Source organism: Rugamonas sp. GW822-FHT03B10, assembly GCF_058801745.1.
Genome location: NZ_JBXANP010000025.1, coordinates 1 through 22,242 on the forward strand (window position 1 = coordinate 1; position 22,242 = coordinate 22,242).

At 67.1% G+C, this 22,242-nt stretch carries 15 protein-coding genes; 2 read left to right on the forward strand and 13 right to left on the reverse strand.

Features of this window, described 5'->3' with window-relative positions; translation table 11 throughout:
- Positions 1–153: 153 nt before the first annotated feature.
- Together AC1RQG_RS25150 and AC1RQG_RS25155 are read right to left on the reverse strand one after the other, a co-directional pair.
- Entirely contained in the window at positions 154–4,035 is a 3,882-nt protein-coding gene (locus AC1RQG_RS25150; protein WP_493135708.1) for a carbohydrate binding domain-containing protein, read from the reverse strand.
- A gap of 290 nt (positions 4,036–4,325) precedes the next feature.
- A complete protein-coding gene (locus AC1RQG_RS25155; RefSeq protein ID WP_493135710.1) occupies positions 4,326–6,623 on the reverse strand; it encodes a glycogen debranching protein in 2,298 nt (765 codons plus the stop codon).
- Positions 6,624–7,073: 450 nt separating this feature from the next.
- Here AC1RQG_RS25155 and AC1RQG_RS25160 point away from each other — a divergent pair, with 450 nt between their 5' ends.
- Entirely contained in the window at positions 7,074–8,012 is a 939-nt protein-coding gene (locus tag AC1RQG_RS25160) for an exopolyphosphatase (protein WP_493135711.1), read from the forward strand.
- Between the two features lie 83 nt (positions 8,013–8,095).
- Here AC1RQG_RS25160 and AC1RQG_RS25165 read toward each other — a convergent pair whose 3' ends face one another.
- Complete coding sequence (locus AC1RQG_RS25165; protein WP_493135712.1) at positions 8,096–9,349, reverse strand: nitronate monooxygenase; 1,254 nt, start codon at positions 9,347–9,349, stop codon at positions 8,096–8,098.
- Between the two features lie 149 nt (positions 9,350–9,498).
- On the reverse strand, positions 9,499–9,984 hold the full coding sequence (locus tag AC1RQG_RS25170; RefSeq protein ID WP_493135713.1) for a YajQ family cyclic di-GMP-binding protein: 486 nt from the start codon (positions 9,982–9,984) through the stop codon (positions 9,499–9,501).
- Between the two features lie 142 nt (positions 9,985–10,126).
- Between AC1RQG_RS25170 and murB the strand changes: the two genes are divergently transcribed.
- Positions 10,127–11,155, forward strand: coding sequence for a UDP-N-acetylmuramate dehydrogenase (gene murB, locus AC1RQG_RS25175; protein WP_493135714.1), 1,029 nt, complete (start codon positions 10,127–10,129; stop codon positions 11,153–11,155).
- 69 nt (positions 11,156–11,224) lie between these two features.
- On the opposite strand, the gene ppnP is transcribed toward murB, so the two are convergent.
- Genes ppnP through AC1RQG_RS25220 form a run of 9 tightly spaced genes read right to left on the reverse strand, consistent with a single transcriptional unit; the run spans position 11,225 to position 22,221 of the window.
- Positions 11,225–11,539, reverse strand: a complete 315-nt coding sequence (ppnP, locus tag AC1RQG_RS25180) for a pyrimidine/purine nucleoside phosphorylase (RefSeq protein ID WP_182220913.1) — start codon at positions 11,537–11,539, stop codon at positions 11,225–11,227.
- A gap of 11 nt (positions 11,540–11,550) precedes the next feature.
- On the reverse strand, positions 11,551–12,594 hold the full coding sequence (locus tag AC1RQG_RS25185; RefSeq protein ID WP_493135715.1) for a diguanylate cyclase domain-containing protein: 1,044 nt from the start codon (positions 12,592–12,594) through the stop codon (positions 11,551–11,553).
- A gap of 38 nt (positions 12,595–12,632) precedes the next feature.
- The gene (gene cheB / locus AC1RQG_RS25190) at positions 12,633–13,655 is read right to left on the reverse strand and encodes a chemotaxis-specific protein-glutamate methyltransferase CheB (RefSeq protein WP_493135716.1); all 1,023 of its coding nucleotides are present in this window, start codon (positions 13,653–13,655) and stop codon (positions 12,633–12,635) included.
- The gene (locus tag AC1RQG_RS25195; protein WP_493135717.1) at positions 13,652–16,054 is read right to left on the reverse strand and encodes a hybrid sensor histidine kinase/response regulator; all 2,403 of its coding nucleotides are present in this window, start codon (positions 16,052–16,054) and stop codon (positions 13,652–13,654) included. The genes cheB and AC1RQG_RS25195 overlap by 4 nt, the downstream gene beginning before the upstream one ends.
- Positions 16,051–16,722, reverse strand: a complete 672-nt coding sequence (locus tag AC1RQG_RS25200) for a chemotaxis protein CheW (protein WP_493135718.1) — start codon at positions 16,720–16,722, stop codon at positions 16,051–16,053. The genes AC1RQG_RS25195 and AC1RQG_RS25200 overlap by 4 nt, the downstream gene beginning before the upstream one ends.
- Before the next feature lie 10 nt (positions 16,723–16,732).
- Positions 16,733–18,082 (reverse strand): CheR family methyltransferase, encoded by a 1,350-nt coding sequence (locus tag AC1RQG_RS25205; RefSeq protein WP_493135720.1) that lies wholly within the window; start codon positions 18,080–18,082, stop codon positions 16,733–16,735.
- A complete protein-coding gene (locus AC1RQG_RS25210; protein ID WP_493135722.1) occupies positions 18,079–18,537 on the reverse strand; it encodes a chemotaxis protein CheW in 459 nt (152 codons plus the stop codon). Before AC1RQG_RS25210 ends, AC1RQG_RS25205 begins: the two co-directional genes overlap by 4 nt.
- 17 nt (positions 18,538–18,554) lie before the next feature.
- Positions 18,555–20,369, reverse strand: a complete 1,815-nt coding sequence (locus tag AC1RQG_RS25215) for a methyl-accepting chemotaxis protein (RefSeq protein WP_493135787.1) — start codon at positions 20,367–20,369, stop codon at positions 18,555–18,557.
- Positions 20,370–20,409: 40 nt separating this feature from the next.
- On the reverse strand, positions 20,410–22,221 hold the full coding sequence (locus AC1RQG_RS25220; RefSeq protein WP_493135724.1) for a methyl-accepting chemotaxis protein: 1,812 nt from the start codon (positions 22,219–22,221) through the stop codon (positions 20,410–20,412).
- Between the last annotated feature and the right edge of the window lie 21 nt (positions 22,222–22,242).

Here is a 22,242-nt window from a genome sequence, read left to right on the forward strand (position 1 = left end):
ACAGGACCGTGAAACAACTCTGCGCCGATGATAGTGCTGCAACCAGTGTGAAAGTAGGTTATCGTCAAGCTAGTTATTATGAAAAAACCCCGCTGACTTTTGTGTTGGCGGGGTTTTTTTTCGTCCCGACATTGCCGGGACGAGGTCTCTTGATCAGAACTTGAAGTTGCCGTCGTTCCGAGAGATGGTGCCGCTGCAGCTGGCCGGCGTGCTGAACTCGCGATTACCCGAACTGGTGCCCTGATTGCTCTCCCAGGTCGCGGTCGAGCCATTCCATTTCACGAACTTGTATTGCACCGCCGTGTTGGCCGGCATGGTGACGGTGCCGCTCCATGGCTCGTTGGCGCCACTGCCCTGGATCGTCAGCGCAAAGCCGCTCGCCGGCGACCAGTTGCCTATCGTGGTCTGGTTGCCCACCACGTACAGGTTCTGGCCCATCACCGTGTTCGCGTTGGCGATCGTGAACGCGATCTGGCAGGCGCCGTCGGCGGGCGTCGTCGTGACGGCCAGCGCCGTGCTGGCGGCGGAGACGTTGGCGGCGGCATCGAACGCCATCACCGTGTACCTGTAGCTGGTGGACGCCGCGACAGTGCTGTCGGTGTAGCTGGTGCCCGTCGCCACGCTGGCGATTTGCACGCCGTTGCGATAGACGTAGTAGCCGGTCACGCCAACGTTGTCGGTCGATGCGGTCCAGCTCAGCGTGACAGCGTTCGCGCCGATCGCGCTGGCCGTCAGGCCCGCCGGTACGGCAGGCGCGGTGGTATCGGCGTTACACGGCGTGACGCCAACGGACACCGTGCCATCCGCCACGTCCGAGGTTCCCGTTCCCAGTGCGTAGTTCTTGCCGCCGTTGTTGTCCCAGGTGCCAGAACCGTTGTTGAACACGGCCTGCAGCCCGGTCGCGCTACCCAGATTCGCCGTATAGACGGTCCAGCCGGCGCACGCCGACGACATGGCCACACCGGGCACCGTGGTCCACGTGCCGCCGGTGGGCGAATAGTGGATGTTGGCCCCGCTCCAGCCGGAAGGCAGCTTGTAATACACCTTGGCCACGTTGCCGGCCGCCGTGGTGACGGCGCGCACCGGCGACAGCGGCGACAAGTTGCCGGCCGCATCACGCGCCTTGACCGTGTAGCTGTAAGACGTCGATGGCGACAGCCCGCTGTCGTTGAAGCTGGTGGTGACGCTGCCGCCGACCTGCACGCCGTCGCGGTAGAGCAGGTACTGCGCCACGCCGTAGTTGTCGGTGGCCGCGCTCCACGTCAGCGTGAGCGTGGTGGAGGTGATGGCCGAAGCGGCCGGTTGTCCCGGCGCCGTGGGCGCCACGGTGTCCGGCGCCTGCGTCGTCACGGTGGCGCTGGCGGACATGGCCGACAAATTGCCCGCCGCGTCATAGGCTTGCACCGCGTAGGTGTAGGCGGTGGAGGCGGCCAGGCCGCTGTCGCCGTAGCTGGCCGACGGCGTGCTGCCCACCATCACGCCGTTGCGATAGACCTTGTAGCCGGTGACGCCGACGTTGTCGGTGGCGGCGGGCCAGTTCAGTTTTGCCGAGCGGTCCGTGATTTGCGTGGCGCTGATGGCACCCGGTGTGCTGGGTGCCGTCGTGTCGCTCACGAGGAACGGATAGACGCCCTTGACGGCGCCGTTGCTGTCCTCTACGAAGCCCGAACCGGTGGCCGATGGCGAGTAGGTGCCGGCGCCCACGTAGACTTGCTGGATCTCGGAGCGGGTGACGTTGCCGGCGTTGTCCGTCATCTCGACGTAGTAGTCCAGCAGCTGATTGCGGTAGTTGGACAGGTAGGCGTAGTACAGATCGCCGATCTCCTGCGCCGGCAGCACCGACAGCGTGTCGCGCGTGGTCGGGATCCAGGCCACGCCGTTCATGTCCGGCTGCAGGTCGCGCACCTGCATCGGATATTCTTCCCACGCGCCCACGTTCGACGGTGTGATCGACAGACCCGCCACGCCCGTCATGGCGGCAGGATCATAGACCTTGTAGGTGTCGTCGCTGGCGTCGATGTTGTTGCTGGTGTGGACGCGCACCATGACCTTGGCGCTGGCGATGCCGGAGACATCGTAGGCGTAGGTGTAGATGGCGAAGTCCTTGCTGTAGTGCTGCACGGTCCAGCCCTCGGCTTTCGATGCGTTCACGGAGCCCGGGTTGTAGGGATAGCGCTGCGGCCACCAGACGGACGGGCCGGTGCGGTCCTGCGCCAGGTTGGCCTGCACATAGGGCTTGGAGAATGCCAGCGAGTTGTTGAACGCCAGCGTGGGCTTGACGTCGTCGTCCTTGTTCTCGTCGTAGTAGCCGAAGCCGGAATCCATGGCCGGCAGCAGGAAGTACCACGCCAGTTCGGCCGGGTTGGCGCCGCCCGCGTAATCGGCCGCCGGGTTGCCCTTGACGGGATAGGACATCATCCACGGATTGAGCTGGTTGCCGTTGTAGGTGATCTGGTGATCGAGCGTGGTGCTGGGCGACCAGTAGTTCGGATGGCCGTCGAGCCAGATTTGCTCGGCTGTTTTGGCGTAGTTCATGGACGCCTGCAGCAGCGCGAAATTGCGCTCCAGGTAGTGCCAGCCATATTCGAACGACACGGTGGCGCCTTCCTGCACGCCCTTCAGGTTGGTCTTGGGCGCCAGGTTCAGGCCATTGATGCGGTTGAAGTCGGCGAACTGGCCCTTCCAGATCATGAACGGCAAATGCCAGTGATACCAGGTGGGGTCGGACGAGGAATCGCGCGTATCGACCCACGAGCCATCCTGCACGTGCTGGACGTCGGCTGCGGGGATGGGGAACTGGTGCAGGTATTCGTCGATGCCGAGGCAGTAGCCGTTGCCGGTGCAGGTGGTGTTGTAGCCGGCTTGCCAGGTGCTGAGCGCGCCGGCGCGGCCGCCGGAGTTGTCGCCGTCGTGGGCGACCACGAAGAACTGGCGCGGCTCCAGCGCCGCGTAGGGCGCGATTTCATCGACCGTGGTCGAGCCTTCCCAGCCTTCGAGCCAGGAGCCGTTCTGGCTGACGGGCACCCCGGCCAGTTTGCTGACGGCGCCCGTGGCCGGATCGACGTAGCGCACCCAGTGCGGCGTGGCGGCGAACGGGAATTTGTTGACGATCACCTGCTGCTCGTGTGCCATGCCGTTGGCCACCCAGCTGCCGCTGCCGGACGTGTTCTGCAGGTCGGCCCGGTTGGGCGGCGAGACGATGGTGTCGCCGGCGGCGTCGTAGGTGGCGTAGGGGTAGTCCTTGAGCGTGCGCGAATAGTGGTTGTTGCCCAGCACGGACCACTGCACGCCCAGTTTGGCCAGCGTGGGGATCAGCCGTTCGGAAAAGCCCAGCTCGGTGGGGAAGTAGCCTTTGGACGAGACGAAGTTCCCGCCCAGGAAATAGGACTGCGCCAGCGTGGCGTTCTGGAACAGCAGGTCCTTGAGGAAGTAGTCGGCCCCGACCAGTGGCCCCATCGAATGGTGGCCGCTGAAGTGGATGGTGTCGAGCGTGCGGAAGTTGTTGGCCGTCTTCAGCGTGCTGAAGGTGTTGGCCCAGCTCTGGCCCCAGTTGGGGTTGGCGTAACCGGCCACGTTCTGCAGCGTCTCCAGGCTTTGCACGTTGTTGATGACGGCGCCCGACATCGTCACGTGCACCTGGCCCTTGGCGCCGGACCAGTTTTGCAGCTCGTTCGCCACCTGCATCGGCCAGTACTGGTAGGCGCCCGTCTTGGCGTCCGGGGTGTAGTAGGTGGCCAGGTCGTCGTGCGGCATGATGCCGCCGCCCAGCGACGCCGGCAGGTAGTAGCTGTAGCCGGACGGCGGGCTGTTTTTCATGTTGATCACCTCCGCGTCGTACAGGTAGCGGATCGGCGCGCCGACGGCGGTGGCGTTGTACCTGGCCTGCACATCGACCGCGTAGAACGGCCAGAAGTTGGGCATGTGGTTGTGGTAGACGTGGGCGGCCGGGATGGTGCCGGCCAGCGGCGCGCCGGGCAGGCCGGCGGCGCACAGGGTGGCCAGGCAGACGGCCAGCGGTTTTCTACGCAAATGCATGGGTGTATCTCCTTGCAGGTTGAGGTTGCGGTGGGACTGCGGGGATGACAGCGCAACGACGCCACCGCGCATCGGTCGCACGGACGGATGCGCGCCGCCGCGCCGGGCCTTGCCGGACCGGTGCGGAGGACTGCGGTGACGATGGTTGCGGGACTGCGTTTGGCGTGGCCGCCGCACGACGCTGCGCGGGCGGCGCGTGCGGCGGGTGGCCAAGGGTGAAGCGAACGTCTGGAACGCCGCGATGGAATGGCCTGACTACGCCTCAGGCCGGCGGCGGAACTACCTCGATCCTATTTGGCGATCAGCACCAGGGTGCCGCGGCCGCACACGCCGTAGGACGTGTTTTCGCCGCCGATCACATCCTCCGTGCCGGGCGCGCGCACCTGGTTGGCGCCTTCGGCCCAGCCGCAGGTGTCGGTGACGCGGTACCAGATCTTGCCGGCGCCCGGCCACGGCAGCACGAAGTTCACCGGCGAACTCCAGGCGTTGTAGGCCACGTAGATGGCCGGGGCGCTGTCGCCGAACTCGGTGCCGTCGATGCGCCAGGCGATGGCGTGGTTGCCGCCGTTGTCGAAGTAGTTGGCGTCGGCCACGGCGCCGCTGGGCTGGAACCAGCGCAGCTGTTCCATCACGTTGCCATTGTTGTCCACGCTCGAATAGAAGTTGGTCGGCCGCAGCGCCGGGTGGGCCTTGCGGAACGCGATCATGCCCTTGGTGAAGGACTGGAAGTTGCTCTGGTCCGTGGTCCAGTTCCAGTTCAACCAGTTGCCGATGGAGTCGAGGTTGTACGGGTTGTTGTTGCAGTTGATCGTGCGCAGCATCTCGTCGCCGCCCGTCATCATCGGCACGCCGCCCGACAGCATCATCAAGGCCAGGCCGTTGCGGGCCGCCTTGCGCTGGTCGGCCGCGATGCCGCCCTGGTACCAGCTGTCGTTATTGTCGTTGCCGCCGTCGCTGGGGCCGTAAGGCCAGGCCTGGTTGTTGTTCTTGCCGTTGCAGCTATACACGTCCTTGAGCGTGAAGCCGTCGTGCGCGACGATGAAGTTGACCGAGTTCCACGGCTTGCGGCCGTCGTCCGCGTACAGGTCGCTGGAGCCGGCGAAGCGGGTGGCCATGGTGCCGGTGGTGACGGTGACCGAGCCCAGTCCGTTCTGGCTCTGGCGCACGGTGTCGCGGTACAGGCCGTTCCACTCGGACCAGCCGCTGGGGAAGCCGCCCACCTGGTAGGAGTTGCCGCCGATGGCCCACGGTTCGGCGATCAGCTCCACGCCGCTGCCGCCCGTGGCCGGGCGCGGCGGCAATTCGTTGACGATGCGGTTGAGGGCGTTGGCCGGGTCCATCTTGTCGAAGTTGTAGCAGCCGTTCTCGCAGGTGTTGCCGAGCACGGAGGCCAGGTCGAAGCGGTAGCCGTCCACGCCCAGCGTGTCGCGCCAGTAGGCCAGCGAATCGACGATCAGGTTCTGCGCCACCGGGTTGTGGGTGTTGTAGTTGCCGCCCACGCCGGTGTTGTCCCACGAGGACTGGTTGTCCGAGGTCAGCTCGTAGTAGGTGGGGTTGTCCAGGCCGCGCATGCCGTACAGGTTGTAGGTCGAGGTGTCATTGGCGTTCCACGCGCCGCCTTCGCCCGTGTGGTTGTACACCACGTCGATCAGCACCTTGATGCCCTGGTCGTGGAAGGCCTTGACCATGGCCTTGAATTCGCGCGTGGGGCCGCCCGGCGTCTTGTCGGCCGCGTAGCGGCGGTCGGGCGCGAAATAGTTGAGCGTCATGTAGCCCCAGTAATTGTCGCCCGTGTCGTTGGCGCCGTTGACGTCGTTGGTGTCGTTCTGGGTTTCCTGCACCGGCAGGAACTCGACCGCCGTCACGCCCAGGCTGGCCAGGTAGGCCGCCTTCTCGCCGGCGCCCTTGTAGGTGCCGCGGTCGGCGGCCGGGATGCTGGCGTCGTTCATGGTCAGGCCGCGCGCGTGCACCTCGTACACGACGTCGTCCTTGAACGCGCGGGTCGGCTTGACGCCGATCGACTGCGTGTCGCCGGCCAGCACGATGCCCTTGGGCGCGACGGCGCCCGTGTCGAGGTTGCGGTACAGGGCGCCGCTGGCGTACACGGTGCCGTCCGTCATGGCCGGGTTGAGCGGATCGTGGCTCAGTTCGAGCGCGTACGGGTCGGCCAGCAGCTTGTTGGGGTTGAAACGGTTGCCGGCCGCGTCCACGTCGCTGATGAAGCCGGTGGCGCTGCCCTTGGTCCAGGCGGCGTCGTAGGGCCAGTTCGGGCCCCAGGCGCGGTAGCCGTAGTAGACGGTGCCCGCGAGGCCGTAGCCGCTCAGCGCGCTGGACGAGACGGTGCTGCTCCACACGCCGCCTGCGCCCTGGGTCATGACGATGCGGGCCAGTTCCTGGCTGCCGCTGGCGCTGCCGTACAGGTACAGCTCGATGCGGGTGGCGCGGCTCGAATAAATCCTGAAGTTGATGTTGCTGTGGGTGGCGTCATAGCTGGCGCCCAGTTGGCTGGCATTGATGGCGGCAGTGGCGGGGGCACCGGCCAGCGAACAGGTGAACAGGGCGGCGAGGGCGAGGCGGCTAAGTTGCATGAATGTCTCCGGTCGTCTTTATCGTGTGTTTATAGTCGGGAACGCGGGATGGGGGCGGCGAGGGCGGCGGACGATGTGACAGACGTGACGCGGCCTCGCGCGGGGCGATAACTTTTTTCGGTGGGTGCTGATCTCCGTTGTGCTTGCCCCTGTGCGGGGTCATGCATTCTTTTTATGTACTTTTACTACCAGTTGATTTCGAAAATGCCTGAAAGTGTGCTGGTGTGGAGGGAATCTACGCCGATGTGTAGTGGATGTCAACGAGTGCGCACTCTATTTAACGTAGTTTTGTTACTTCACTGGGTGCTAGTCAGTCGGCCCGAGGCGCTGATGTGACGCAATGCAACGTCCAGTCACAATTGCCGCGCATGCCGGCCCGGGCGGTTGTATGATGCAGCAGGGCACCGTGCAAGGTGTGGCGAGTACGTACTTTCTACAAAGGGTCTTTCCATGTCAGCTGAAGTAAAAAAATATCGTCTGGTAACCCGTAGCGACTTCGACGGGCTGGTGTGCGCCGTGTTGTTGAAACACCTGGATATGATCGACGACATCCTGTTCGTGCATCCGAAGGACATGCAGGACGGGAAGATTGCCATCAGCGCCAACGACATCACCACCAACCTGCCGTTCGTGGCCGGCGTGCACCTGGCGTTCGATCACCACCTGTCCGAGACGATCCGCAACACGGGCGAGCGCCCCAACCACATCATCCATCCCGAGGCGCCGTCGGCCGCGCGCGTGGTGTATGACTATTACGGCGGCACCAAGGCCTTCCCGGCCGGCTGGGCCGACATGATGGCGGCCGTGGACAAGGGCGACGCCGCCCGCTTCAACGAGCAGGAAGTACTCAACCCCGAAGGCTGGGATTTGCTCAACTTCCTGATGGATGCGCGCACCGGCCTGGGCCGCTTCCGCGAGTTCCGCATCTCGAACTACAACCTGATGATGGACTTGATCGACTACTGCAAGAACCACACGATAGACCAGATCATGGCGCTGCCCGATGTGAAGGAGCGCAAGGACCTGTACTTCGAACACAGCGAGCAATGCAAGGAGCAGATCCGCCGCTGCGCCACCGTGCACGGCAACCTGGTGGTGCTGGACTTGCGCAACGAGGATGTGATCTACGCCGGCAACCGCTTCATCATCTACGCGATGTTCCCGCAGACCAATATCTCGATCCACGTGCTGTGGGGCCTGAAGAACCAGAACACGGTGTTCGCCACCGGCAAGTCGATCCTGAACCGCAGCTCGCGCACCAACATCGGCGCGCTGATGCTCGAATACGGCGGTGGCGGGCATGAGAACGCCGGCACCTGCCAGGTCGACAACGAGCGCGCCGACGAGGTGCTGGGCGCGCTGATCGCCCGCATCAACAAGGACGGCTGAGCGCGGCGCGGCGCAAAGCAAAAACGGCGCAGTCCGCGTGGACTGCGCCGTTTTCATTTCCGCTTGGAAATTGTCAAGACTGATTAGAATTCTTTCTCAGGCAAGGCAACTTCATTGTTGACGCTGAACTGGTAGTCCTTGAACACGTGTTCCGCGCTCAGCAGCTGGTACTCGCCGTTCGGCATCTTGTGCGTGGTGTCCTTCAGGCGGTAGGTGTAATGGCCGCAGGTCCAGCAGTTGAAGTTGCGCATGTGGGTGCACAGGCAGGTCTTGTCCATCACCACGATGTTCTTCTCGTCCGGATGGGCCGCCACTTCGCGGTTGTAGGCGTTGATGTAGGCGCAGTTGCCGGTCGCGTCGAGCAGGTAGCCGTACGATTCGCAGCCGGGACGGATGCCCGAGCCGATGGCCGGCGTGTTCTTGAGCATGCGCATCGGGTAGCCGGTGGGCGAGATGCCGTTGACGATGATGTCGTCCTCGGTGGCCTTGATGTATTCCTGCTTGACCTTGTCCGGCAGGCCGCATTCCTTGGCGATGGTGAAGCGGGTCGCCACCTGCACGCCGGCGCAGCCCGCCTCGAGGAAGCTGACGGCGTCCGAGCCGGTGAAGATGCCGCCGGCCGCGATCAGCGGGATGTCCAGGTTCTCGGCCTTCAGGTAGGCCAGCACCTCGGCCACGATGGTGTGCAGGTCGTACTCGGCCCAGTCCATGCCGAAGCCCAGGTGGCCGCCGGCCAGCGGGCCCTCGACGATCACGTAGTCGGGCAGGCGGTCGAGCTTGGCGTTCTTGCGCAGGAAGATCTGCAGCGCGCGCACGGACGAAACGATGATGCCCAGCTTGGCGTCGCGGAAGCGCGGGTGGTCGGCCATCAGCGCGAACGAGCCGAAGTGCAGGCCGGCCGACAGCGTGATGCCGTCCACGCCCGCGTCCAGCGCCGCGTTCAGGCGCACGCGCAGGGTTTCCTTGGGGCCGTTCATGGTCAGCTTTTCCATGCAGTTCACGAAGATCAGGCCGGGGCCTTTCTTCGCTTCCATGGTCCTGCCCACGTGCAGGCGCTGGGCCTCGGCCAGGCGGCCCAGGTCGAACTGGACCACGGCCTTGTCCATGTTGTTAATGTTGAACTTGTAGAGCTTGGTCTTTTCCTTGACGAAGCTGGTATCGAAGCGGCGGTCGGACACGTCCTCCACCATCGCGTCCGAGATGTGGCCGATGCCACCGAGGCGGGCCGCCTCCAGCGCCAGTTCCGAAGTCGAAATATCGACACCCATTCCGCCGACCATGATGGGCACGTACTCGTTTTTGCCAAATCGCAGGCGGAAATCATCAACACGTTTCATTGCTATCCTTAGACTACCGAGGTTGGTCGCTGGGCTGAGCGCCCAGGGCTGTTGCGGTCGCGCGGCAGTACCGGCATGGAGCTCCATCCATTCTACTCCATGCGTACTACAGCTTTGTGACGGCGCGCGCGGGCGCCGGAGGGCAGGGATCAGTCGCGGAAGTTGTTGAACTCGAGCGGCATGTCGGGCACATCCTTGCGCAGCAGGGCCATGGCCGCTTGCAGGTCGTCGCGCTTGGCGCCCGTCACACGCACCGCATCACCCTGTATACTAGCCTGCACCTTCATCTTGCTGTCCTTGATGACACGCACGATTTTCTTGGCGGCATCAGATTCAATCCCGTTCTTGATCTTGATCACTTGTTTGACCTTGTCGCCGCCGATCTTCTTGACGTCGCCATCCTCGAGGAAGCGCACGTCGACCTTGCGCTTGGCCAGCTTGTTGGTCAGCACGTCGCGCACCTGGCTCAGCTGGAACTCGGAATCGGCGAACGCGGTCAGCTCATTTTCCTTCTGTTCGACGCGCGCATCGCTGCCCTTGAAGTCGAAACGGGTGGAGATTTCCTTGTTGGATTGATCGACAGCGTTCTTCACTTCGATCATATCGGCTTCGGAGACTACATCAAACGACGGCATGGTTCATTCCTCAATGGTGTGGCGGGCCGCGCACGGCCTCAAAGACTGACATTTTAACGGACAAAGCGGGATGCGCCCCCATACAGGCGCTGGTTTTTTGTCCGTTTCGCTCTATAATCGTCCAAATTGTCCGGTTTTCTTCATGTATCCATATCCCGCCCTCGAGCACCAGTTTCCCCTGCAGTCCCTCAACACTTTCCGCATCGCCGCCCGTGCCCAGGCTTACCTGCGCGTGGAGGCGCTCGACCAGCTGCGCGCCGCGCTGGCCGATCCGGCCGTGGCCGCGCTGCCGCGGCTGGTGCTGGGTGGCGGCAGCAACGTGTTGTTGACGGGCGACGTGGCCGGCCTGGTGCTGCACATCGCGCTGGCCGGACGGCAACTGGTGGACAGCGACGCCGGCCACCATTACGTGAAGGCGGCGGCCGGCGAGAACTGGCATGACTTCGTGCAGTGGACGCTGGCGCAGGGCTGGGGCGGGCTGGAGAACCTGTCGCTGATCCCCGGCACGGTGGGCGCGGCGCCGATCCAGAACATCGGCGCCTACGGCGCGGAAACCAAGGACCTGTTCCACAGTCTGACCGTGTTCGACCCGGCCACCGGCCAGACCCGCGTGATGGACGCCGCCGCCTGCCGCTTCGGCTACCGCGACAGCGTGTTCAAGCACGCCGAGGGGTGCGATCTGATCATCGTGGATGTGACGTTCGCGCTGCCGCGCGCGTGGCAGCCGAATCTGCGCTATGCGGAGCTGGCCCAGGCCGTGGCGGAGCAAGGCCTGGCCGCGCCCACGGCGCGCCAGGTGGCCGACACCGTGATCGCGATCCGGCGCCGCAAATTGCCGGACCCGGCCGAGATCGGCAATGCCGGCAGTTTCTTCAAGAACCCGGTGGTCGACGCGGCGCGCTGCGCGGACCTGCTGGCCCGTTTCCCCGCGCTGGTGCACCACCGCCAGCCCGACGGCAGCGAGAAGCTGGCCGCCGGCTGGCTGATCGACCAATGCGGCTGGAAGGGGCGCAGCCTGGGGCCGGCCGGCGTGTACGCCAAGCAGGCGCTGGTGCTGGTCAACCATGGCGGCGCCACCGGCGCCGACGTGGTGCGGCTGGCGCAGGCCATCCAGGCCGACGTGCAGGCGCGCTACGGCGTGCTGCTGGAGCCGGAGCCGGTGTTCGTGTGACGGCGTGGCCCGGCGCAGGCCGGGCAATCCCGGCGGCGTCGTGTCGGCCGCCGGATCAGCCGCACGGTATCAACCGAAGTGGCAGACGTAGTCCAGCGTTTCCACCGTCTCGATGTCGAAGTGGGTGTTGGCGCCCACCTGGAACTGCTGGCCCGCGCCATAGGTGTTCCATTCGGTGGCGCCGGCCTGGCGCACCTTGCACACGCCGCCGAGGATTTCCATGGTCTCGGGCGCGCCCGTGTTGAAGGTCAGGCTGGACGGGAAGATCACCCCGATGGTCTTCTTGCTGCCGTCGGCGAACAGCACCGTGTGCGACACGCACTTGCCGTCGAAGTAGATGTTCGATTTCTTGATGACGCTGACCTGGTCGAATTGTGCACTCATTGCGGTATTCCTTAAACGTTGGGGGAGACGCCTTGCAGGTCGGCCGCGCTCACGACGCGGTTGCGGCCGGACCGCTTGGCGGCGTACAGGGCCTGGTCGGCCAGTTCCAGCAAGCCCTCGGCGCTGCTCAGCGACGACGGCACCAGGCAGGCCACGCCGGCCGACAGGGTGACGCAGCCATAGTTCGGCGCTTGCGGGCTGGGGATGGCCAGCTGTTCCAGATGGCGGCGGCATGATTCGGCGACGGTCAGTGCGCCGGTCAAATCCGTTTCGGGCAGGATAATGGCGAATTCTTCGCCGCCGTAGCGCGCGACCAGGTCGGCCGGGCGCTTCAAATGTTCGGTCAGGACAGCGGCCACCTTCTTCAGGCACAGATCGCCGGCGGGGTGGCCGTGGCTGTCGTTGTAAATCTTGAAGTGGTCCACGTCGCACATCATCAGCGCCACCGGTTGGCGGTCGCGCTGGCTGCGCAGCCATTCCAGCTGCAGGGCCTCGTCGAAGCGGCGCCGGTTGGCGATGCCGGTCAAGCCGTCCAGCGCGGCCAGCTTCTGCAGCTCGACGTTGGCCGCCGCCAGCTGGCGCTGGCTCTCGCGCAGGAAGCGGAACGCCTGGTCGCGCTGCAAACGGTTGATGTAGCCGCTGGCGTGGTAGCGCACGCGCGCCAGCAATTCCAGCCGGTCCGGCAGCTTGACCATGTAGTCGTTGGCGCCGGTGGCGAAGCTGTGGGCCTTGAGCTTGGGATCCTCCTTGGCCGACAGCACGATCACGGGCACATGGCGCAGCGTCTCGTCCTCGCGGTACTGGCGGATCAGCGTGAAGCCGTCCGTGTCGGGCATCACCAGGTCCTGCAGGATCACGGTCGGCTGCAGCTGGCGCGCCACCTCCAGCGCGCGCGCGGCGCTGACCTCGTGGTGGAGTTCGACGTCGGGCTGGTCGCCCAGCATGCGCCGCACGGCTTCCGCGATGATCAGCTGGTCGTCCACCAGCAGCACCCGCACCTTGTAGGCGGTGAGGGCCGGTTCCTGTTCTGCGGCGGGTGGGATCACATCGGACATTGTCTATCTCGTGGCGGTTCTGGTTGCGGATCCATGGGTTACGGCCGGGCGCCGGTGGTGCTGCGCAGCAGGGCGCCGATGCGGTCCAGCGGCAGCACCAGCTGGGCCGCTTCCAGTTCGGCCGCCGCGCGCGGCATGCCGTACACGGCGCTGCTGGCCTGGTCCTGGGCCACGGTGGCGTGGCCGGCGCGGCGCATGGCCAGCAAGCCCTCGGCGCCATCGCGCCCCATGCCCGTCAGCAGCACGCCGATGGCCGCGCCGCGCCAGTGCCGGGCCACGCAGTGGAAGAACACATCCACCGAGGGGCGGTAGGCATAGTCGCGCGGAGCTGCATCGTACCCCAAGCGTCCGTTTTGATCCAGCGTTAAGTGGTCGTTGCTCTTGGCGATGTGCACGGTGCCCGGCTGCAGATCGTCGCCATCGGCGATCACGCGCACCGGCATGGCCAGCTGCTCGCCCAGCCATTTGGCGAAATTGTCGGCGAAATTCTGGTCGATGTGCTGCACCACCACGATGGCGCAGTTGGACGGCGCCCGCCAGCCGGCCAGCATCGCGGCCACCGCCGCCGGGCCGCCGGTGGAGGCGCCGATGGCCACCAGCGTGGTGATGGCCGCCGGCGCGGCCGGCTGGCCGTTGACGATCTTCGGTTGCATGGCCTGGCTGCCGCCGCTGTGGCGTATCAGTTTGTCCATGGTGTGGATCTTGGCCAGCAGCTGGGCGTCGCCGCCCGCGCCGCCCTGCAGCACCGGGGTGGCCGTCACGTCGAGCGCACCCGCGCCCAGCGCGCGGAACACCTGGTTCACGTTGTCCTGCGGCTGGCTGGTCACCACCAGGATGGCGCACGGCGACTGTTCCATGATCTGGCGCGTCGCCTCCACGCCGTCCAGTTCCGGCATGTTCAAGTCCATCAGGATCAGGTCGGGGCGGCTGGCCGCGCACAGCTGCACCGCCTCCAGCCCGGTGCGGGCGATCCACAGCACCTGGTGCTCGGCCGTGCTGGCCACCACGCGGCGCAGCGCCTCGGCCGCCATCGGCACGTCGTTGGCGATGGCGATCTTCATAGCGGCGCCTCGCCGATCAGGTCCGCGACGGCGTCCAGCAGCGTCTCGTCGTGGAAGCTGCCCTTGGTCAGGTAGTAGTCGGCGCCGGCAGACAGGCCGCGCGCGCGGTCCTCCGGCCGGTCCTTGTAGGACACGATCATCACGGGCAGCCTGTGCAGGTGGACGTCCTTCTTGATCAGCGTGACCAGCTCGATGCCGTCCATGCGCGGCATGTCGACGTCGGTGATGACCAGATCGTATTCGCCGCTGCGCACCACGTTCCAGCCGTCGATGCCGTCGATGGCCACGTCGACCAGGAAGCCGCGCCCCAGCAACAGCTTGCGTTCCATCTCGCGCACGGTGAGCGAATCGTCCACCACCAGGATGCGCTTCATGCGGCGCCGGCCCGCGTGGTCGGCCCGCGCCAGCTGGTGCAGGCCGCCCTCGTGCAGCAGTTTGTCGATCGACAGCAGCAGATCCGGCACGTCCAGGATCAGCACCGGCTCGCCGTCGTCGAGCAGGGCGGCGGCCGAGATGTCGCGCATCTTGCCGAAGATGGGATCGATGGCCTGCACGGCCAGGCTTTGTTCGCCACGGATGGCGTCCACCACCAGCGCGTAGCGGCGCGCGCCGCTGCCGACCACCACCACCGCCAGGTCGCCGCCGCCGGTCTCCATCTCGCCCAGTTCCAGCACCTGCGCCGCCGACACCAGGCCCAGGTGCTCGCCGCCGAAGTCGAAGAACTGCTTGTTCTCGAGCGTGTGGATGGCCGCCGGCGGCACCTTGAGCACGCGCTCGACCTTGACGATGGGGATGGCGTAGGCCTCGCCCTTGATGTCGGCCACCAGCGCGCGCACGATAGACTGCGTGAGCGGCAGCGTGATCGAGGTGCGGAAGCCCTGGCCCAGTTCCGATTCCAGCCTGACGGTGCCGTTCTGCTCGCGGATGGTCTCGTGCACGATGTCCAGCCCCACGCCGCGGCCCGAGATTTCGTTGGCGCTTTCCTTGAGGCTGAAGGCGGGCAGGAACAGGAATTCCAGCAGTTCTGACGGCGACAGGGCGGCCGCCATCTGCGGCGCGGCCATCTTGCGGGCGATGACGGTGGTGCGGATCTTTTCCAGGTCCACGCCGCGCCCGTCGTCGTGGATTTCGATGCTGAGCATGCCGGCGCGGTGGCGCGCCTCCAGCACGATGGTGCCGGTGCCGGGCTTGCCGGCGGCGATGCGCTCGGCCGGCGTCTGCATGCCGTGGTCGACGGCGTTGCGCAGGATGTGGTTGAGCGGGCTTTCGATGCGGGCCAGGATGTCGCGGTCCACCAGCGTGTCCTCGCCGACGATCTCCAGGTGCACCTCCTTGCCCATGCCGCGCGCCAGGTCGCGCACCATGCGCGGGAAGGCCTGCACCCCGTCGCGGAACGGGCGCATGCGCAGCGTGAGCACTTCGTCCACCATGTTCTGCGACACGGCCAGCATGCGCCGCTCGTAGGCCTCGATGTCGGCGATGTGCTCGAGCAGGAACTGCTTGAGCGGGTGGGTCTTTTGCAGCGCCAGCAGCGACTTTTCCTTCAGGCCGGCGTCGCTGCTGTTGGCGATGGCTTCATGCAGTTGCTCCACCAGCGAGAACAGGCTGCTCTGGTTGCGCTTGAAGCGTTGCAGGTCCTGGATGAATGGATGCAGCTGGTGCGCGTTGATGCGCGCCTCGCTGGCCAGCGACAGCAGGCGGTCGAAATTCTGGGCCGCCTTGAGCGTGGCGGGCAGGCGCGTGGCGGGGAGGGCGGTGCCATCGTCCTGCGGCAGCGGAGGCGCGGCGCTGGCTGTGGATGCGACCGCCGCCACAATTTCTGCGTGCGCGGTGGAGGTGGCGATGGCGATGGCGTCCGGCCTGGCCGGCGCTGGCGCTGGCATCGGCGTCGGCGCTTGCGTGACCGGGGGCGCTGGCGTGGCCAAGGGCGCTGGCGCGGCCATGGGCGCGGCGACTGCCGGCGGCGTGCCAGCCGGCTCGGGCAGGAAGGCGATGTTGGCGATCAGATCCAGCGTGGTCCTGATCGGGGCGCCGTTGGCGGCCAGCCAGGTGTCGGCGTTGGCATCGTCGAGCCGCGCGATTTGCAGGATCAGGTCCACCCCGGCCAGCAGGGCGTCGACCCGGTTCGGCGTCAACTGCATCCGGCCCTGCTGGGCGGCGACGAAGCTGTCCTCCATGCCATGCGCCAGCTGCACCACCAGGTCCAGCCCGACGATGGCGGCCGCGCCCTTGATCGAATGGGCGGCGCGCATCATGGCCTCCAGCGCGCCGGCGTCGCCCTTCAGGCGTTCCACCGCCAGCAGACCGTCCGTCAGGATCTGGGTCTGGGTGTCGGCCTCCATGCGGAACAGGTCGCGCATGGAGAACTGGCTCAAATCGCCTTGCTGGTCGTGGCTCATCGTAGCGTCCTTGCGAGTTGGTGGCCGATCAGGGGCGCGTCCAGGCAGCCGATGTGCAGGTCGGCGTGGGACAGCACACCGGACAGGTAGCGCTGCAAGCCCTTGTTGATGGTGGCGGCCGGCGGCTGCACCGTGGCCGATGCGTAGCGCACGATGCCGTGCAGGTCGGCCACCGGCAGCGCGAACGATTGCTCGTCCCAGCGCACCACCAGCAGCCGCGGGAAGATGTGGCGGCCGGCGGCGGCCACGGTTTCCGATTCGTCGATGCCCAGCAGGGCGCCCAGCGACATGCACGGGTGGAGCGTGCCCCCGACGTTGACGATGCCGCGCAGTTCGGGTGCGTGGCGGTGCGGCAGGCGGTGCGGGGCGGCTTGCGGCGCCACCGAATCCAGCATGGCGGTGGGCAGCGATAGCCATTCGCGGCCGATGCGGAACACCAGGCACGAGGCGTCGAGCAGGGCGCTGTCGTCGTCGATGCGGCGGAAGTGCTCGGCCCATTCGCGCTTGTAGTCGTCGCCCACGGCGCGCTGCATGTTGGCCTGGGCCGCGTCGGCATAGACTTCGCAGTTGCGGCAGTGGACGTGGCGCGCCAGTTTGTCGCAGCTCTGGTCGCCGGAAACGCCGATGCGGTTCCAGCAGTTGACGAGGATGGGGCTGTTCGGGGTCATCGTGTCTCCGTCAAGACGCTTGCTGGCGCTGGTAGACGCGCGCCGCGCGGGCCTTCAGCGCGGGGGCGGCCGGGTCGCCAATGTGCTCGGCCAGCAGGGCCAGATGGCACAGCGCTTCGTAGTGGTCGGGGCGCAGGTAGATGCAGCGCCGCCAGTGCTGCTCGGCCTTGGACAGCTGGCCGGCCTGTTCGCCCAGCAGGCCGAGGATGAACCAGGCGTCGGCCGCGTCGGGCGCTTGCGCCAGGCAGGCCTGGCACGCGCTTTCCGCTTCCGCGAAGCGGCCCTGGTCGGCCAGCGTGCGGGCTTGTTCCAGCAAGGCGGCCGTGGCGTCGGCTGCGGACGGCGGCGGTGGCGCTGCCGCAGTTGCAGGTGCCGGTGCCGGTGCCGGTGTGTTGGGCAGGCCCGGGCCAGATTGCGTGGCGCCTGCAGGCGTGCGTTCAGCGACTCCACGCCGCGCTGGCGCTGCTGCTGCCGCGCGCGCAGGCGCAGGCGCAGGCACATGCGTGGGCGTGGGCGTGGGCATGCGCGTGCGCGTGCGCGTGGGCGACGTCACCTCGGACGCCGCGACCGGACCCGCCGGAACCGATGCGGTGCCTTCCTTCTTCAGGCCGAACGCGCGCGGGAACTGCAGCGGCGCGAAGCCGTGCTGGCAGAACGCCGGCACTTCGGCGTAGCCGGCGAACAGCAGGCCGTCGTCGGCCAGCAGGGCGTTCAGGCGGACGGCGGCATCCCTGGTGGTCGGCTTGTCGAAATAGATCAGCAGGTTGCGGCAGAAGATGATGTCGTATTTCGGCAGGCGGCCCGCGTCGAGCGCGAACAGGCTGGCCTGGCGAAAGCGCACCCTGCCGCGCAAGGCCGCGTTGATGGTGTACTCCTCCTCGCCCGTGCGGATGAAGTGGCGCTCGCGGAAACGCAGGTCGTCGCTGCGGAAGGCGTTGCGGCCGTAGACGCCGGCCTGCGCGCGCGCCACGCACACGGGGCTGATGTCATACGCGTCGATGGTGTAGCGGTCGGCGTCCACGCCGGCGTCGCTGAGCGCCATGGCCATCGAATACGGTTCCTCGCCGCCCGCGCACGGCACCGACAGGATGCGCGCCGTGCGGGCCGCGTCGGCGCCCGCCAGGATCGCTTTCACATGGACGACGGCGGCCTGGAACGCCACCGGGTCGCGGAACAGCCACGATTCGGGCACCACCACCAGTTCCACCAGCTGCGCCAGCTCGTCCGGCGACAGCGTGGCCAGGTAGGCGTCGCGTCCGGTCACGCCCAGCCGTTCCATGCGGCTGGCCATGGCCCGCTCGGCCACGCTCTTGGTCAGGTTCAGGCCCGTGGCCTGGCGCAGGATGGCGTGCACGTTCATGGCGCGGCGGCCTCCGGCTGGAACAGGATGGCGCGCAGTTCGGGCGACAGCAGCTGGTCCGGCTCGACCAGCTGCACGATGCCGGCCGCGTCGCTGGCCACCTGGCCGAGGAAGGGCGCGGCGCGCACGCCGCTGTCGGCCAGCGCGGCCGCGTCCACCTCGGCGATGCCCAGCACGCGCTCGGCCTGCAATCCCAGCAGGTGGGTGGCGCCGTCCGGTCCGTGGTGGTGGACCAGCAGGATGCGGGTGTCGAAATGCTGGCGGCCCGGCGCCGCGCCGGCCAGCAGGCTCAGGTCGATCACGGGCACCGACTGGCCGTGGAAATCCATCAGGCCGGCCACCGCGTCCGGCGCCAGCGGCAGCCGTTTCAGTTCCAGCAGCGGCAGCACCCGCACCACGTCGCGCAGGCGCAGCGCGTAGCGGTCGGCGCCGATGTGAAAGAGCAGCTGTTTCATGGCTGTCCGTTCCCGCCTCAGGCGGCCAGCGTGAAGTTGCCCACGCCGGCTTGCAGGTCGCCGGCCGCGTACTGCAACTGGCGCACGGCCTCGCTGGTCGCCTTCAGCGATTCCACGCTCTGCTGGGTGGCGTCGTTGAGCTGGGCCATGGTGCCGGAGATCTGCTCGGCGCCCACGGCTTGCGACTGCATGCCCTGCAACACGGCGTCGAACTGGGGCGCCAGCTTCCGCACCTGGTCCATCACGCCCGACAGCTGGTCCGTCACCTGCCGCACCTCGCCCACGCTGCGCCGGATCTCCTCGGAGAATTTGTCCATCCCCATCACGCTGGCCGAGACGGCCGACTGCATCTCCTTGAGCATCTGCTCGATGTCCCAGGTGGAGACCGAGGTCTGGTCGGCCAGGCGCCGGATCTCGGTCGCCACCACCGAAAAGCCGCGCCCCGCCTCGCCGGCCTTCTCGGCCTCGATGGCCGCGTTCAGCGACAGGATGTTGGTCTGGTCGGCCACCTTGGTGATGGTCACCAGCACGCTGTTGATGTTGCTGGCCTTCTCCGACAGCGCGGCCAGCTTGGCGTTGATGGAGTCGGTGGCGGCCACCATGTGCTGCATGGTGCCGTCCATGCGCTGCAGGTTGGCCTGGGCGTCGGCCGTGGCGCTGGTGGTGTAGTCGGCCACGGCGGTGGCCTGCTCCATGGTCTTGAGCAGGGCGCTGGTGTTGGCCGAGATCTCCTTGGTGGTCGACAGGATCTCGACGCTGGTCTGGGCCTGCTCCATGCCCGTGGCCTCCTGCTGGCGGGCCGATGCCGCGATCTCCGTGGCCGAGCTGGCGACCTGGATGCCGGCCTTCTGCACGTTGTTGATCAGGGCGCGCAGGTTGCCCAGCATGGTGGCGACGCCGTGCCCGAGCTGGCCCACGGCGTCGTCGCCCGTGACGCCGACCTGGCCCGTCAGGTCGCCGGCGGCGGCCTTGGAGACCACGGCCAGCAGCGCGTCGACCTTGGCGCGCAGCGCGTTGGTGGTGGCCAGCTCGCGCGCCAGGTTGTCCTCCACGGCTTGCGCCATGCGGTTGAATTCCTGCGTCACCTGTCCCAGTTCATCGCGCCCCAGCACGGGCGCGCGGGCGCCGGCCTCGCCGGCCGCGATGCGGCCCACCACCGTGGTCAAGCGGCCCAGCGGCGTGAGCAGGGCGCGCGCCAGCAGCCACGCCACCAGCGCGGACAGCGCCAGGCTGGCCAGACCGCCCAGCGTCAGCACCAGCGCCATCGCGTGCTGTTGGCGGGCCGCGTCCTGCGAGCGTTCGGCCAGCAGGCGCTTTTCCTCGGCGCGGGCCTTGTCGAGCAACAGGTTCAGGTTGACGGTGAGGGGACTGCCGTGCGCCAGTTCCGGCATGCGGGCGATGGCGAGCGCGGCGTCGGGCCGGTCGCCCAGCGCGCGGCGGCGCTCCAGTTGCGGTTCCAGCACGTCCCTGAACCACGCTTGCAGCGACGCGTCGAACTGGTTCATGTGGGCTTGCTGGCCGGGGTTGTCCGCCGTCAGCGCGCGCAGCCGCTGCACCGAGGCGGGCAGGTCGGCCCGCTCCGCGTTGGCGCGCACCAGGCGCTCCTCGGCGCCGGTCAGGTAGTAGCCGCGCGCCTCCACCTGCACCTGCAGCAGGTCCGTTTGCAGCCGGTCCAGTGCCTGCAGCACCTCCATCGAATGGCGGTCCAGCCGGCTCGCCTCGGACAGGCCGATGAAGTTGACGTAGGCCGTGGCCAGCAGGGCCAGCACGATGGCGACGATGGCGCCCAGGCTGATATACAGTTTTTTGCGGATGCTCAGGTCGTTCAGCATGCTCGGCATGAATTGCTCCAGGAGGGGGAAGGGCGCCGCGTCAGGCGGCGAGGGCGAAGCTGGCGACGCTCGATTGCAGGTCGCCGGCCGCGTACTGCAGCTGGCGCACGGCCTCGCTGGTCGCCTTCAGCGATTCCACCGTCTGCTGGGTGGCGTCGTTGAGCTGGACCATGGTGCCGGAGATCTGCTCGGCGCCCACGGCCTGCGACTGCATGCCCTGCAACACGGCGTCGAACTGGGGCGCCAGCTTCTGCACCTGGTCCATCACGCCCGACAGCTGGTCCGTCACCTGCCGCACCTCGCCCACGCTGCGCCGGATCTCCTCGGAGAATTTGTCCATCCCCATCACGCTGGCCGAGACGGCCGACTGCATCTCCTTGAGCATCTGCTCGATGTCCCAGGTGGAGACCGAGGTCTGGTCGGCCAGGCGCCGGATCTCGGTCGCCACCACCGAGAAGCCGCGCCCCGCCTCGCCGGCCTTCTCGGCCTCGATGGCCGCGTTCAGCGACAGGATGTTGGTCTGGTCGGCCACCTTGGTGATGGTCACCAGCACGCTGTTGATGTTGCTGGCCTTCTCCGACAGCGCGGCCAGCTTGGCGTTGATGGAGTCGGTGGCGGCCACCATGTGCTGCATGGTGCCGTCCATGCGCTGCAGGTTGGCCTGGGCGTCGGCCGTGGCGCTGGTGGTGTAGTCGGCCACGGCGGTGGCCTGCTCCATGGTCTTGAGCAGGGCGCTGGTGTTGGCCGAGATCTCCTTGGTGGTCGACAGGATCTCGACGCTGGTCTGGGCCTGCTCCACGCCCGTGGCCTCCTGCTGGCGGGCCGAGGCGGCGATCTCCGTGGCCGAGCTGGCGACCTGGATGCCGGCCTTCTGCACGTTGTTGATCAGGTCGCGCAGGCTGGCCAGCATGGTGGCGATGCCGTGCCCGAGCTGGCCCACGGCGTCGTCGCCCGTGACGCCGACCTGGCCCGTCAGGTCGCCGGCGGCGGCCTTGGAGACCACGGCCAGCAGCGCGTCGACCTTGGCGCGCATGGCGTTGGTGGTGGCCAGCTCGCGCGCCAAGTTGTCCTCCACGGCTTGCGCCATGCGGTTGAATTCGCGGCCCACCTCGCTGTACTCGTCGTTGCCGCGGACGTCGGCGCGCACGCCGGCCCGGCCGGCCGCGATGGCGCCCACGGCCTGGATCAGGCGCGCCAGCGGATCGAGCACGGCGCGCGCCAGCAGCCACGCCACCATGAAGGCGGCGGCCACGCACAGCACGCCGCCGGCCGTCAGCGTCAGCTGCATGTTCTGCTGCAGCCGCGCCGACTGCTGCGCGCGCACGGCCAGCAGCTTTTCCTCGTCGCCGCTGAGTTCGGCCAGCAGGCCTTCGATGGCCGTCACGTGGCTCAGGCCGGCCGCGATCAGGGGCGCCACCTGCTTCTGGTCCAGCGTGACGCCGCTCTTGTCGGCCTCCGCGCGGCGCGCCACGACCGGCCGCACCACCTCCGTCAGCCAGCCATCGAACAGCGTGGTCAGCTTGGCGATGCGCTCCTGCTGGACCGGATTGTCGGCCGTCAGCGTGCGCAGCTTGTCGAGGTGCTGGCGCAGTTGCGCCTCGTTGCCGGCGCTGTCGCGGAAGCGCTGTTCGCCGGTCAGCAGGTAGCCCCGTTCGTTGACCTGGATTTCCAGCGCGAGGATGTCGACCTTGTCGCTCTCGTGCAGCACCTCCAGCGTGTGGCGGTCCCACCCGTTGGCCTCGGACAGGCGCTGGAAATTGGCGTAGGCCATGATCAGCAGAATCAGGATCACGCCGAGGATGGCGGCAAAGCCCAGATACAGCTTGCTTTTGATGCTCAGGTCTTTGGTCACGATGGCTCCGGTGCGCGGCAG